This window comes from Novosphingobium meiothermophilum (genome assembly GCF_003171715.1).
Lineage (GTDB): Bacteria > Pseudomonadota > Alphaproteobacteria > Sphingomonadales > Sphingomonadaceae > Novosphingobium > Novosphingobium meiothermophilum.
Genome location: NZ_QGHL01000007.1, coordinates 481588 through 495380, shown reverse-complemented (window position 1 = coordinate 495380; position 13793 = coordinate 481588). Strand labels below are relative to the sequence as shown.

Below are 13793 nucleotides of genomic sequence, written 5' to 3'. Positions count from 1 at the left end.
AAATGAAACAATGCCTGATGGCTGGACAATCTCCCTTGCCGGGGGCGTGCTCATAGGGCTGGCATCGGGCGGGCTCTATTTCCTCGCAGGCGAGATCGCGGGGATTACCGGAATACTCCGGCGCGCGGTTGGCGGACCGGCGCGCGGTTGGCGCATCGCCTTCATTGGCGGGATGGCGCTCGCTGCCCTGGTCTGGCTGCTGACAGGCAATGTGGCGCAGGCGATCGAAGGGTTGAACGATATTCCGGTGTGGACACTGGTGGGGGCAGGGCTGCTCGTCGGCATTGGCACCGACCTTGGCAATGGCTGCACCAGCGGCCATGGCGTTTGCGGTCTTTCGCGGTTCTCCCTGCGCTCGCTGGTGTCGGTGCTGATCTTCATGGCCGTGGCGATGCTGACGGTGTGGATAATCCGCCATGGGGGACTGGCATGAGAACGCTTGTCGCATTCATTGCAGGTCTGGCTTTCGGCTTCGGCCTGCTGGTTTCAGGCATGAGCAGCCCCGCAAAGGTGCTGGCCTTCCTTGATCTGGCCGGGACGTGGAACCCAAGCCTTGCCTTCGTGATGGGCGGCGCGGTGATTACTGCAACTCCGCTGTTCTGGCTGGCCAACCGGCGCCAGCGCCCCCTGGTCGGCGAAGCTTATGACAAGCCGGATCGGCAGATGCTCGACCGTCGGCTGATCGGCGGCGCCGTGCTGTTCGGCGTGGGCTGGGGCCTCGCAGGCATCTGCCCCGGTCCCGCGTTGGTCGATCTGGTGCTGGCCCCTGCGGCAACCGCTCCATTCATGGCCGCCATGATCGCAGGCATCATGCTTTCCGCAAGGATGCGCCGCGCTCCCCAGCGGCCCGACGCGCCCGAACCCGGTCAGCCCTGAGATCGAGTGACGTAGCCAGCACCGTCGTTGGCAAGGCATCAGGTGATGCTTGCCGTGAAGCAAAACGGGTGAAAATGGCGGACAGGGTGGGATTCGAACCCACGGTGAGCTTGCACCCACGGCGGTTTTCAAGACCGCTGCCTTAAACCACTCGGCCACCTGTCCGCAGATCGACGAACGCGCCGCCGACGGGGAGCCGTTAGCGGTTTTGCGTGGCGGCGCAAAGGGGGATTCCCATTGTGGCGCAGACGTGCGACAGGTTCGGGATGGAATACCGGACGAATGCGAAGGGCCTCAAGATGGCCCCAAAGCTTCAGCGGGCTTTGATCGGCGCCGTTGCTTTTCTCGGCTGGCTTATGCAGCCTGCCCCGTCAGTTGCGCAGGAGGTCGGTTCGGAAGCAGGATTTCAGGGCTATTTGCAGCTTCTTGGCGCACGCGCCCGTTCAGAGGGCGTGAGCGAGCGCACCATTGCCGAGGTGACGCAAGGCCTGACCTTCAATCCGCGCGTTGTCCAGTTGGACAGGGCGCAGCCCGGATCGAACAGCGGCGCAATCCCGGCATTCGAGCCTTATCGCCGCAGCCATGTCGATGCCTCGCGGATTGCACGTGGGCGACAGCAATTAATGGCAGCGGCGCGTGAAGTCGCCACGATATCGGCGCGCTACGGTGTTCCGGGGCCGATTCTCCTCGCCATCTGGGGGCACGAGACCGATTACGGTAGCTACACCGGAAACTTCGATCTGCCGCGCTCGCTAGCGACTCTGGCTTACGAAGGACGGCGCCGGGAACTGTTCGCTGACGAGTTCATCGCGGCGATGAAGATGGTGGACCGGGGAGTTCCGCGTTCAAGGCTGGTCGGAAGCTGGGCAGGGGCATTCGGAAATCCGCAGTTTCTGCCATCCGTCTATCTGCGCGTCGCCGTGGATGCGGATGGCGACGGCCTTGCCGACATTTGGTCGAACCGTGCGGACACCCTCGCCTCCATCGCCAACTATTTTCGCGATGCGGGCTGGCGGCCGGGTCAGCCATGGGGCCTTGCGGTAAGCGTGCCTGATGAGCTTAACCGCGAAAGGCTGGGCACATCGCTGCGCAGCCCGCGCTGCCCGCGCGTGTTCGACCGGCATACCGGATGGAAGACCATGGCCGAATGGCGTGCGCTGGGCGTGGTTCCCAGATCGGGCGCGTGGCCGGCAGACAATGTGATGGCAACGCTGCTGGAACCGGATGGCCGCGGCAAGACCGGATATCTGCTAACCGGAAATTATAGGGTTATCCTCGATTACAACTGCTCGAACTTTTACGCTCTGTCCGTAGGACTTCTTGCAGATGAAATCAGCCGCTAGCCGGATCGCTCTCGCTTCCACCCTGCTTCTGGCCGCCTGTGGTGGTGCCAATGCGCGGGTTTCCGCTCTTCCAGACGGTGCCGCACGCGGACCGGCCGGGGATTACCCGATGGTTCTGGGCGCCCCTTTCGTGATCGATGGCGTCACCTACACGCCCGCAGATACGCTCAACTACGATTCGGTCGGGCAGGCGCAGCGGGCCGCAGATGGTGCGCTGGGCACAGGCATAACCGGAGCGCATCGCACGCTCCCTCTGCCAAGCTATGTCGAGGTTACTTCGCTGGAGACCGGCCGGACGATACTGGTCAGGCTGACGATGCGCGGCCCGATGACCGGCTCTGATCTTCTTGCGCTGTCACCGGCTGCATGGAACCAGCTTGGCGCGCCGCAGAACGGTCGCGTTGCGGTTCGGGTGCGCAGGGTCAACCCGCCTGAGGCGGAGCGTGCACTGTTGCGCAGCGGTGCCGAGGCGCCCGTGCGCATGGACACGCCGCCGGGCCTGCTTGCCGCGCTGCGGCGTAAGCTGGGAACGGTTGCGATGCCGGCCACAACTGTGGACGCTCCACCCGCAGCCATTGGCACAGCGATGGCGCAGGAAACGAAAATGCCCGCGCCAAAGCCACCGGCAAAGCCGGCCGAGCAGGCGAACCGCGTCACTGCCACCCAGCCCCCAGCCCCCGCCAAGCCTGAACCGCACCCGGCAACAGACGCAAAGGCTGTGTCGGTTGCCCGCCCGGCACCGGGCACCACCGCCAAGGCCGAGCGCGGCCTGTTCGTGCAGGTGGGTGCATTCTCGACCAGGGCACGGGCCGAAGGCGTGGCCCGGACGGTGGGGGGCACTGTTTCGCCCGCAGGGAAGTTCTGGCGCGTGCGGGTGGGGCCGCATGACGATCGTGGACAAGCCGATGCAGCGCTGGCGAAGGTGCGCGCGCAAGGCTATGCCGACGCTCGGATCATGACCGCGCCTTAAGCCTGTCGTGCGCGGATCTGGTCCCTGTCGTTTTGCGGGGAATGCAGTTGCGCTCGAATATCCTGATTGGCATGGCTCTGGCGGCATTTGCGGGGGGGGCCACCTCTGCGGCCTCTCCTGACGTTGCAGCGACCGTCGGTCAGTCCGGGACCGCTCAGGCCATGCCGGCGATCGATGCACCGATTGCCCTGCTCGTGGATGTCGGATCGGGGCGCGTTCTTTATGCCAGAGACGTGCACCGCAGGTTCGTTCCCGCCTCGATCACCAAGATCATGACCAGCTATGTGGCTTTCGACCTTCTCAGCAAGGGGCGGCTGCGGTTGGACCAGCGCCTGGGCGTGCGGCCTGAAACGTTTCGCAAATGGCGCGGCGTGGGCAGCACGATGTTCCTGCCTGCCGATGCGCAGCCGACAGTGGCGGAACTGATCGAGGGCATCGTGACGGTTTCGGCCAACGATGCCTGCGTCGTTCTGGCGGAGGGGGCGAGCGGATCTGTGCCCGCCTTCACTGCGCTCATGAATGCGGCGGCAGCAGACCTTGGGATGCGTGACAGCCACTTCAACACCCCCAACGGCTGGATGGACGAAGGCGAAACTTACGTGACCGCCGCCGACCTTGCCACATTGAGCGGTGCTCTCATGACGCGCTTTCCCGATCTCTACCGGCGCTTCTATGGCCACGCAGAAATGACCTGGGGCGGGATCACCCAGCCGAACCACAATCCACTTTACGGCTATGTGCAGGGCGCCGATGGTGTGAAGACAGGGTTTACCAACGAGGCGGGCTATGGCTTTGTCGGTTCGGCCGAACGAAATGGACGCAGGTTGGTCATGGTGCTTGGGGGCTATGACAGGCCGCAGGACCGGGCGCGCCAGTCGCGTGCCCTGATCGAGTGGGGCTTTGCTGCCTGGAATGCAAAGCCGATCTTTTCCAAGGGAGCACAAGTTGCGACGGCAAGCGTGCAGGGCGGAAGGGAGCGCAGCGTGCCTTTGATTGCCCCAAGAGAGCTGAGCGTGACGGTGCCGAAAGGCGAAAAGGCCCGCTACACGCTTTCGGTGCGCTACAGGGGGCCGTTAAAGGCCCCGGTATCGCGAGGAGATGCGGTTGCCAGTCTGCTTGTGCGGGTTCCGGGAGAGCCGGTGCGAATCCTTCCGCTCGTCGCCGGGCAGGACGTTGCCGCAGGCGGAATGCTGGCACGCCTGCGTGATGGCATGTTGGGGATCTTCGGACGATGAACGCTGCAAGCCATTCGGCAGGACGCTTCATTGCCTTCGAAGGCGGCGAGGGTGTCGGCAAATCCACGCAAGGCAGGCTTCTGGCGGCTACCCTGCGCGAGCGCGGACTTGAAGTTGTCACCACGCGCGAACCGGGCGGGACGGCCGGTGCCGAGGCGATCCGTGCGATGCTGCTGAGCACCGAAGGCGAGGGGTGGGGAGCACGCGCTGAAGCCCTGCTGTTTGCCGCCGCACGCGCCGACCATGTGGAGCGCCTGATCCGGCCGGCGCTGGCGCGCGGTGCCTGGGTCATCTGTGACCGTTTCGTGGACAGCAGCCGCGCCTATCAGGGCGCAGGCGGTGGTCTGTGCGATGAAGAGGTCATGACGCTTCACCGCATTGGTAGCGGTTCTCTCCTCCCCGACGTGACGATACTGCTCACTCTCCCGCCCGAAGCAGCGGCAGCGCGGCTTGCCAAGCGCGATGGTGATGATGCCGACCGGATCGGTGGCCGTTCGGCCGCGTTTCACGTGCGCGTGGCCAGTGCATTCCGGGGCTTTGCCGAACAGGAACCGGAGCGCTTTGTAGTGATCGATGCGCTCGGCACCGTCGATGATGTGCATCACCGCATCATGGCCGCCCTTGGGCCTCATCTTCCCGCATGACTGGCCCCGCTCCCCTGATCGGGCACGATGAGGCATGGCGGATCTGGCGTGCCGCAATGATGGGCGAGCGCATGCACCACGGCTGGATTCTGGCCGGGCGGGAAGGGCTGGGCAAGGCCAGCTTCGCGATGGCGGCAGCAGCCGAACTCGTGGCGGAACCGGGCGTGTCGCAGCCTTCGGCTGAAGCCCATCCCGATATTCTGGTCCTGTCGCCGCTTCCGGCCAACGATGACGAGGCGAAGAAGCGGGATGATGGCAAGCCGTTCCAGTTGAAGCGCAACATCACGATCGATCAGGTGCGCGCATTGCAACGTCGGCTGACGACACGGCCTACGCTGGGGCGGCGGCGCGCTGTCATCATCGATGCAGCGGATCTGCTTGAGAAGAATGCTGTCAACGCGCTGCTCAAGAGCCTCGAAGAACCGCCGCTCGGAACCTTTTTCCTGCTGGTTGTCCATGCTCTTGGGCGCTTGCTCCCAACAGTGCGTTCGCGCTGCCGGATCCTGCGTTTCCAGTCGCTGACCGAGGCCGATGTCGCGCGTGCGCTCGATGCCGAAGCGCCCCATCTTGATGCCGACACCCGCCGGATGGCGCTTCTGCTCGCAGGAGGCGCGCCGGGGGCGGCGCTCGCATTTGCCGGACAGGATCTGGCGAGGGCGCACGCCATCTTCGAAAGGCTGCTTGAGCGTGGCGATCCGGATCTTTCCCTGCGCGCATCGCTGACCAGTGTGCTGGGAGCGCGGCCTGATCGCGAACGCCTCGCCGCGACGATCGAGGCCGCGCGGATGACGGTGGTGCGTGCGCTGAACCGCGCCGCTGATCCTGAGCGCCTGCGTCTGGTGGATGTCCATGCCCGTTTGGTCAGGCTTGCCGCAGAAGCGCCCATCTACAACTTCGACGCGGGAATGCTGATGACCGAAATCGGCTCCTTGCTGGCATCGGCTGCGCCGATTAGGGAAGGGGCGCATCAAGTCTCCTGCCTTCAGACCAGAAAGTGACCGGCCCGATGGGCGAACCCTTTTACATCACCACCGCCATTTCCTATCCCAATGGCAAGCCGCATATCGGCCATGCCTACGAAGCCATTGCCGCAGACGTGATCGCACGGTTCCAGCGGGCAATGGGGCGGGACGTCAGGTTCCAGACTGGCACAGACGAACATGGCCTGAAGATGGCCCAGAAGGCCCGCGAACTGGGCATGACCCCGCGCGCACTTTGTGATGAAATGTCATCCTATTTCATAGAGATGTGCGATAGACTGAATGTATCCTATGATGTGTTCATCCGCACCACCGAAGAACGTCATCACGCATCGGTGCAAGAACTCTGGCGCCGCATGGAAGCGCGCGGCGATCTCTACCTCGATCGGTATGAAGGCTGGTATTCGGTGCGCGACGAGGCTTTCTATGACGAAAGCGAACTCGTAGTCGGGGAGGGTGGCGAAAAGCTTTCGCCCCAGGGCACGCCGGTCGAGTGGACAGTCGAGGAAAGCTGGTTCTTCAGACTCTCCAGATATGCCGAGCCACTCCTGCGGCTCTACACGGAAAACCCGCAATTCATCCAGCCTGACAGCCGTCGCAACGAGGTCATGCGCTTCGTCGAAAGCGGTCTGCGCGATCTGTCTGTTTCGCGAACCAGCTTCGACTGGGGCATCAAGGTGCCCGGAAGCGATGGCCATGTGATGTATGTGTGGGTAGATGCGCTCACCAACTATCTGACCGGGCTGGGGTTTCCTGATGAAGGCGGAGATTTTGCAAGGTTTTGGCCAGCAGATCTGCACCTGATCGGCAAGGACATCGTGCGGTTCCATGCGGTCTATTGGCCTGCGTTCCTTATGAGTGCGGGCGTGGCCGTGCCAAGGCAGGTGTTCGGCCACGGGTTCCTCCTCAACCGCGGGCAGAAGGAATCGAAGTCGCTGGGCAATGTCACCGATCCGCTCGATCTGGCAGAGCGCTTCGGCGTTGATCCCTTGCGTTATTTCCTGATGCGCGAAGTCGCCTTCGGTCAGGATGGCTCCTATTCCCCCGAAGCCATCGTCACTCGGTGCAACGCCGAACTGGCGAACAGCTACGGCAATCTGGTTCAGCGCACTTTGTCCATGATCTTCAAGAACATGGGCGGAAAACTGGAGAAGTTCTCGACGGTCGAGGCCGACGACAGACTTCTGGCGACGGTCTTCAGCGCGTGTCACGACGAACTGCCGCGCGAGTTTGCCGCGCTGAACTTTTCTGCGGGTATCGAGGCATGGATGCGCGCGGTCTTTGCCTGCAATGCCTATGTCGACGAGCAGGCACCCTGGGCCTTGCGCAAGACCGATCCCGAACGGATGAAGGCCGTTCTGCTAACCCTGTTCATGGCGATCCGCGACCTGACGATCGCAATTGCCCCGGTCGTGCCCGCGGCAGCGGCCAAGGTGCTGGATCAGCTCGGCATTCCGCTCGAAGCGCGGGCCTATGCCGACCTTGCCGATGCCGACTGGTATCTGGCGAGGGTCGCCACTGGCGAACATATCGCGCAGCCGGTTCCAGCCTTTCCCAGGCTCGATCTGCCTGAGGAGCCTGCCGCGCAATGATGCTGATCGATTCCCACTGTCATCTCAACTACAAGGGGCTCGTCGAGCAGCAGGGTGAAGTGCTTGGCCGCGCACGCGAAAGCGGTGTGCGCGGTTTTCTCAACATTTCGACCCGACTGCGCGAATGGCCCGATATTGTCGGCACGGCCGAGCGCGAGGGTGATGTCTGGGCGAGCATCGGCATTCACCCGCACGAGGCCGATGCACATGCCGATCTGGGCGAGGCAGCGCTGCTGAAGGCGGCAGCCCATCCGAGGGTGATCGGCATCGGAGAGACTGGTCTGGACTATTACTACGACCATTCCGACCGCGGGGTCCAGCAGGATCTCTTTCGCGTGCACATCGCCGTTGCGCGCGAAACCGGCCTGCCGCTGATCGTTCACACTCGCGACGCCGAGGAGGATACGGCGCGGATCATTGAAGAGGAAATGGGGAAGGGGGCCTTTCCCGCGCTGATCCACTGCTTCACGGCATCGGCCGACTTTGCCTCGAAGATGCTGGCCCTGGGCCTTTCGATATCACTTTCAGGAATTGTAACATTCAAGAATGCGAAAGACTTGCAGGCCATAGCGGCCAGCTTGCCTGAGGACCGGCTGCTGGTCGAAACCGATGCGCCGTTTCTGGCACCGGTGCCTCACCGCGGCAAGACATGCGAACCGGCTTTTGTCTCGGACACATGCGCTTTCGTCGCGACCTTGCGCGGCACCAGCACGGAAGCGCTGGCGGACGTTACCGGCAGAAACTTCTTCAACCTGTTCCGCAAAGCGTCGCTGTGAAGGCGCGGTCATGAAGTTGACCATACTCGGTTCCGGCACGTCCACGGGCGTTCCACGCATCGGCAATGACTGGGGCGATTGCGATCCGAATGAGCCGCGCAACCGGCGCACGCGCGTGGCGATCATGGTCGAGGGAGAGGACGGCAGCCGTCTGCTGGTGGATACGCCCACAGACCTTCGCCAGCAGTTCCTGGCCTGCGGGATAGACCGTGTCGACGGGGTGCTGTGGACACATGACCACGCCGATCACTGCCATGGAATCGATGATCTGCGGCCCCTGCGATACGGACGCGGCGGGCCGATCCCGGCCTATGCCGCCGGAGAGACGGTCCGGCGCCTGCGCCAGCGCTTTGGCTACGTCTTTGCCGGGCAGCACGGATACCACACGATCTGCGAACTCGATAATCTGGACCGCGTGAGGATGCTGTGCGGCATCGGAATCAGCCACTGCCAGATGCCGCACGGCCCGGCTCAGTCAACTGCCTATCGCTTCGCTCAGGCCGGAAAAGCCATAGCTTACGCCACAGACTTCAGCGAGATTACCAAGGAGATGATCGACCTGTTCTACAAGGTTGACGTTCTGGTGGTGGATTGTCTGCGGCGCCAGCCACATCCAACCCATGCGCATCTTGCCATGGCACTGGAACTGATCGAGGCGAGCCGCGCTGATCGCGGCATCCTCACGCATCTCGACAAGTCGATGGATTACCGGACGCTTTGTGCGGAAACCCCGGATCATGTCGAACCGGCATACGACGGCATGGAGATCGTTCTGTGAGCGCGGATCAGATTGTCCGGTTCATCGGTCTGGTCATGGCGCTGGTGCTGCTTGTGGCCAACTGGCGCGGCCAGCGGATCGGGATGTCGGAAGGGCTGCGAATGGGAGCCTTGTGGGCTTTCCTGATCCTTGCGGCGGCTTTGCTGTTTTCGGTGCTGGGCTGGTGATGATGGTGCCAAGCCATCGCAATCCTAATTTACATAATACTTATTATCGAACTTATTTCTTTGTTTGCGTAGCCGTGTTCCTGCGACGCTTCTGCTGCCTCCGCTTCGACATCGCCCAAAATCCGGCGGCACCAAAATCCGGACTGATGCAATGAACCAAAACCCCACCACCAATCTCGTCCGCCTGCTGGGCATCATGGCGCGCCTGCGCGATCCGGAGCGCGGCTGTGAATGGGACTGCGCCCAGACGTTCGCCACAATCGCGCCCTACACGATTGAGGAAGCCTACGAAGTCGAGGACGCCATAGCCCGCGACGACATGCCGGGTTTGAAGGAGGAATTGGGCGATCTTCTTTTGCAGGTCGTCTTCCACGCCCGCATGGCCGAGGAACTCGACCTGTTCAATTTCGACGATGTCGCCGCAACGATCTCGGAAAAGATGGAAGCCCGCCATCCCCATGTCTTCGGCGGCATTGATGGCAACGAAGAGGAACGCGAAGATCGCTGGGAAACTGCCAAGGCCGCCGAGCGCGCCGCCAAAGGCGCGCAAAGCGCCCTTGACGGTGTGGCGCTTTCCCTCCCGGCACTGATGCGCGCTGAAAAGCTCCAGAAGCGCGCTGCCCGGCAAGGCTTTGACTGGCCGGATTCAGATGGTGCTAGAGATAAGGTTCTTGAAGAAATAGAAGAACTTGCACAGGCTTCCTCAGACGAGGAACGCGTTGCCGAAGCTGGTGATCTTCTGTTTGCTGCCGTAAATCTTGTGCGCAAGCATGGCATAGGCCCTGAGGAGGCACTGCGCGCGGCCAACGCCAAGTTTGAACGCCGCTTTCGCGCCATGGAGCAGCTTGCCGAAGGCCGCTTTGCCGATCTTTCGCTCGATGAACAGGAATCCCTGTGGCAGGCAGTCAAGCGTTCAGGGCAGTAAAGCGCCCCAGTTCGCGCTGGCTCAGCCGCACCCTGATGCGCATCGCAGGCCGATCCTCTCCAGAGATCTCATGCTCCTCCAGTATCTCCCCATGCGCATGGAGCCATGCCAGCCGCTGTCCATCAGACAGGGGAATGGTAAGTTCGACGACCTGCGCGCCGCCCGTGAGCAATTCGCCAAGCTTTTCAAGCAGCCTGTCTATCCCTTCGCCGGTCAGCGCAGAAATCGGGACGACCGGAACTTGCGTCAACTTGGCTGCGACGAGATCGCTGCGGACCGCCCGCTCCTCAGGCGAGAGAAGATCCCATTTGTTCCACGCCTCGATGATCGGGACTTTGGCGCCCCCTTCCCCGATCACACCCAGATCGGCGAGGATCTGCTCCACCTTGGCCTTCTGGTCTGCGCTGGCCGGATTGGCCACATCGCGCACGTGGACGATCACGTCGGCTGCGGTCACTTCCTCCAGCGTTGCCCGGAAGGCCGCTACAAGCTGGGTCGGCAGATCCGAGATGAAGCCAACCGTATCTGACAGAATTGCTTTCTCGACGCCGGGCAGGCGGATGGCACGCATAGTGGGATCAAGCGTGGCGAAGAGAAGATCTTCCGTCATGACGTCAGCCCCGGTCAAGCGGTTGAACAGGGTGGATTTTCCGGCGTTGGTGTAACCAACAAGCGCAATCACTGGCCAAGGTGCGCGCTGGCGACGTTCGCGATGCAGGCCGCGGGTGCGACGAACTTGCTCAAGTTCGCGGCGCAACCGGGCCATGCGTCCGCGGATGAGGCGCCGGTCGGCCTCGATCTGGGTCTCGCCCGGCCCTCCGAGAAAGCCGAAGCCCCCGCGCTGGCGCTCAAGATGCGTCCACGAGCGCACCAGACGCCCCGCCTGATAATCAAGGTGGGCAAGTTCAACTTGAAGCCGTCCTTCGGCGGTCGCTGCACGTTCCCCGAAGATCTCAAGGATCAGGCCCGTGCGGTCGATGACCTTGCGCTTGAGCTTCTCTTCGAGATTGCGCTGCTGGATTGCCGAAAGCGCGCCATCGACGATGACCAGTTCGGCGTCGGACTGGTTGCACGCAATGGCCATTCGTTCCACCTGTCCTTCACCGAACAACGTGGCCGGACGAACGTTACGGACAGGCAGAATGAAGGCATCAACCACCTCGATCCCGATCGCGCGGGCGAGGCCCTGCCCTTCCTCAAGCCGGGACTCGGCATCGATACCAAGACCGCCGCCGCGCTGACGGATATCAGGCAGGACCACAATGGCGCGTGCGCCGCGGGTGACTTCGCCGGCAATGTCGCCGGCGTTGTTGCCAAATTCAAAAGTGCTCAGGAATCCTCACCATCCCAGTCGCCAGTCAGGTCCACATGACCGGCAGGCTGAATCGTCGAAACAGCGTGCTTGTAGGCGAGCTGGACGTAGCCCTCACGCTCAAGCAGCATGCAGAAGAGATCGTAGGACGCCACCCGCCCCTGAAGCATCACACCGTTGACAAGGAACATTGTGACCTGGACCGCCGCATCACGGACACTTGACAGGAAGACTTCCTGCAAAAGACGCGCCTTCTTGCCGTTCTCGTCGCCACCTGTCTGGAAGTGCGCAACGGAAAGCTGTTGACCGGGCATGATCGTCGAGATTGCGTGCTTGTAAACCAGCTGGGACTGTCCGTCGCGGCGCAGAAGGATCGAGAAATTGTCGAACCAGGTGACGATTCCCTGGAGTTTGACGCCCTTCACGAGGAACATCGTGACCGGGATCTTGTTCTTGCGCAGATGATTGAGGAAGAGGTCCTGAAGGTTCTGGCCCTTACCGCCTGTCGCGCCGGGGGTAACCGCAGGAGCTTCGACCGCGGGGGCGGGTTCCGGTTTGGGCCGGGGGCGAGCGGACAAGGTCTTTCCGGTCATTTCACGTGACTCCGTTTGGTATTGGCCTGCACCGGAACCGGTCACAGGCAATCTGGCCATCGGGGGATGCGCACCAAGGCAAAATCCCGTTCCGGCCGGCTTCGTCGGGCAATGTAGGGCCGCATCGACCGAAGGTAAACATGCCAAATTGAGGAGGGGGGCCAATTCATGCGAATGCGTAGCCCTCGCCCACCGGTATCACCCGACAGTCAGTCCTCGTCTTCGCCCTCGCGGCGTTCGGCCATGCCAAGGAGCTTGAGCTTGCGATGGAGCGCAGAACGTTCCATCCCGATGAAGGCTGCGGTCTTCGAAATGTTGCCGGAGAAGCGGCGGATCTGGACCTTGAGATACTCGCGCTCGAAGTTCTCGCGCGCCTCGCGCAGGGGCACTCCCATCAGCGCCGATGCACCGGTCTCGCCGCCCATGGGCATTGCCACGATCTCGGAAGGAAGCATGTCGGGGTCGATCCGCGCAAGGCGTTCGCGCGGGGCAAGGATGATCGTCCTTTCAACCACGTTGCGCAGTTGCCGCACGTTGCCCGGCCAGTCATAGCTCTGGAGCGCGGCCATGGCTTCGGGTGTTACCGCAGGCGGGGGAACGCCTTGCTCGTTGGCGTAGCGCGTGAAGAAATGATCGACCAGCGCGGGAATGTCATCGCGCCGCTCTGCCAGCGGGGGAATCGCAACCGGAACGACATTCAGCCGGTAGTAGAGATCCTCGCGGAAGCGGCGCTCGGCAATCTCGCGTTCAAGAGGCCGCGAGGAAGAGGATACGACGCGGACATCGACGCGGATCTGCCGATGCCCGCCGACCCGGACGAAGGACTGCTCGGTCAGCACTCGCAGGATGCGTGCCTGACTGGACGGCGGCATGTCCGACACTTCATCAAGGAACAGAGTGCCACCATCGGCCATTTCCAGCAGCCCTGCCCGAACCAGCTTGCCGTCCGATTCTTCGCCGAACAGTTCCTGTTCGAACCGTTCGGGCGTGATACGCGCGGAGTTCACGGTAACGAAGGCATTCTGCGCGCGCGGGCTCCACGAATGCAGCAGGCGCGCCGCCACTTCCTTGCCCGATCCGGCAGGCCCGGAAATCAGCAGGCGGCTGCCGGTATTCGCCACGCGCTTCAACGTGGCGCGCACCTGATTGATGGCCGAGCTGTTGCCGGTGAACTCCTCAGCCATGGCGAAGCCCTGCCGCAGGCGCTGGTTTTCCCTGCGCAGGCGCTCGGTCTCGGTTGCGCGTTCAACCAGCAGCAGCAGGCGTTCGGCTTCGAAGGGCTTTTCCAGAAAGTCCATCGCACCGCGGCTGATCGCGGATACCGCGGTGTCGATATTGCCGTGGCCGGAAAAGATGATGACCGGCAGTTCCGGCTCGCGCTTCTTGATCTCGTCCAGCACTTCCAGCCCGTCCATGGGGCTGCCATGAAGCCATACGTCAAGCAGGACAAGGCTGGGGCGGCGTTCATCAATGGCGGCAAGCGCGGCAGTGCTGTCGGCAGCAAGGCGGCAGCCATAGCCCTCGTCGGAAAGGACTCCCGCAACTAGTTCGCGGATATCGCGTTCGTCGTCCACGATGAGGATGTCGAGTGCCATGTCGGGG

General features: G+C 62.7%; 15 protein-coding genes and 1 tRNA gene. 12 read left to right on the top strand and 4 right to left on the bottom strand.

Features of this window, described 5'->3' with window-relative positions; all coding sequences use genetic code 11:
• Window positions 1–10: 10 nt before the first annotated feature.
• A complete protein-coding gene (locus tag DKM43_RS06465) occupies window positions 11–433 on the top strand; it encodes a YeeE/YedE family protein (protein WP_109797617.1) in 423 nt (140 codons plus the stop codon).
• Window positions 430–876 carry a DUF6691 family protein gene (locus tag DKM43_RS06460; protein ID WP_109797616.1) on the top strand — a complete coding sequence of 149 codons (447 nt, stop codon included), beginning with the start codon at window positions 430–432 and terminating at the stop codon, window positions 874–876. The genes DKM43_RS06465 and DKM43_RS06460 overlap by 4 nt, the downstream gene beginning before the upstream one ends.
• 75 nt (window positions 877–951) lie before the next feature.
• On the opposite strand, the gene DKM43_RS06455 is transcribed toward DKM43_RS06460, so the two are convergent.
• Window positions 952–1041: transfer RNA gene (locus DKM43_RS06455), tRNA-Ser, on the bottom strand.
• Window positions 1042–1175: 134 nt separating this feature from the next.
• Between DKM43_RS06455 and DKM43_RS06450 the strand changes: the two genes are divergently transcribed.
• The 10 genes from DKM43_RS06450 (at window position 1176) to mazG (ending at window position 10286) form a co-directional block, all read left to right on the top strand.
• A complete protein-coding gene (locus tag DKM43_RS06450) occupies window positions 1176–2219 on the top strand; it encodes a lytic murein transglycosylase (protein WP_407938483.1) in 1044 nt (347 codons plus the stop codon).
• The gene (locus DKM43_RS06445) at window positions 2203–3189 is read left to right on the top strand and encodes an SPOR domain-containing protein (protein WP_109797615.1); all 987 of its coding nucleotides are present in this window, start codon (window positions 2203–2205) and stop codon (window positions 3187–3189) included. The genes DKM43_RS06450 and DKM43_RS06445 overlap by 17 nt, the downstream gene beginning before the upstream one ends.
• Window positions 3190–3350: 161 nt before the next feature.
• The gene (locus DKM43_RS06440) at window positions 3351–4424 is read left to right on the top strand and encodes a D-alanyl-D-alanine carboxypeptidase family protein (RefSeq protein WP_236632421.1); all 1074 of its coding nucleotides are present in this window, start codon (window positions 3351–3353) and stop codon (window positions 4422–4424) included.
• Window positions 4421–5068 carry a dTMP kinase gene (gene tmk / locus DKM43_RS06435; RefSeq protein WP_109797614.1) on the top strand — a complete coding sequence of 216 codons (648 nt, stop codon included), beginning with the start codon at window positions 4421–4423 and terminating at the stop codon, window positions 5066–5068. Before DKM43_RS06440 ends, tmk begins: the two co-directional genes overlap by 4 nt.
• Window positions 5065–6066, top strand: coding sequence for a DNA polymerase III subunit delta' (locus DKM43_RS06430; protein ID WP_109797613.1), 1002 nt, complete (start codon window positions 5065–5067; stop codon window positions 6064–6066). Before tmk ends, DKM43_RS06430 begins: the two co-directional genes overlap by 4 nt.
• Before the next feature lie 8 nt (window positions 6067–6074).
• Window positions 6075–7640, top strand: coding sequence for a methionine--tRNA ligase (metG, locus tag DKM43_RS06425; protein ID WP_109797612.1), 1566 nt, complete (start codon window positions 6075–6077; stop codon window positions 7638–7640).
• Window positions 7640–8416 carry a TatD family hydrolase gene (locus DKM43_RS06420; RefSeq protein ID WP_109798046.1) on the top strand — a complete coding sequence of 259 codons (777 nt, stop codon included), beginning with the start codon at window positions 7640–7642 and terminating at the stop codon, window positions 8414–8416. The genes metG and DKM43_RS06420 overlap by 1 nt, the downstream gene beginning before the upstream one ends.
• A 10-nt stretch (window positions 8417–8426) precedes the next feature.
• Window positions 8427–9194 carry an MBL fold metallo-hydrolase gene (locus DKM43_RS06415; RefSeq protein ID WP_109797611.1) on the top strand — a complete coding sequence of 256 codons (768 nt, stop codon included), beginning with the start codon at window positions 8427–8429 and terminating at the stop codon, window positions 9192–9194.
• Window positions 9191–9361, top strand: coding sequence for a hypothetical protein (locus DKM43_RS16455; RefSeq protein ID WP_161554044.1), 171 nt, complete (start codon window positions 9191–9193; stop codon window positions 9359–9361). Before DKM43_RS06415 ends, DKM43_RS16455 begins: the two co-directional genes overlap by 4 nt.
• Window positions 9362–9512: 151 nt before the next feature.
• Window positions 9513–10286 (top strand): nucleoside triphosphate pyrophosphohydrolase, encoded by a 774-nt coding sequence (gene mazG, locus DKM43_RS06410; RefSeq protein ID WP_109797610.1) that lies wholly within the window; start codon window positions 9513–9515, stop codon window positions 10284–10286.
• On the opposite strand, the gene hflX is transcribed toward mazG, so the two are convergent.
• The 3 genes from hflX to ntrX all read right to left on the bottom strand — a co-directional run bounded on the left by hflX (window position 10267) and on the right by ntrX (window position 13786).
• Window positions 10267–11619, bottom strand: coding sequence for a GTPase HflX (gene hflX / locus DKM43_RS06405; protein WP_109797609.1), 1353 nt, complete (start codon window positions 11617–11619; stop codon window positions 10267–10269). The two genes, mazG and hflX, sit on opposite strands and share 20 nt — an antisense overlap.
• Window positions 11616–12191 (bottom strand): RNA chaperone Hfq, encoded by a 576-nt coding sequence (gene hfq / locus DKM43_RS06400; protein ID WP_109798045.1) that lies wholly within the window; start codon window positions 12189–12191, stop codon window positions 11616–11618. The genes hflX and hfq overlap by 4 nt, the downstream gene beginning before the upstream one ends.
• 209 nt (window positions 12192–12400) lie before the next feature.
• The gene (ntrX, locus tag DKM43_RS06395) at window positions 12401–13786 is read right to left on the bottom strand and encodes a nitrogen assimilation response regulator NtrX (protein WP_109797608.1); all 1386 of its coding nucleotides are present in this window, start codon (window positions 13784–13786) and stop codon (window positions 12401–12403) included.
• Between the last annotated feature and the right edge of the window lie 7 nt (window positions 13787–13793).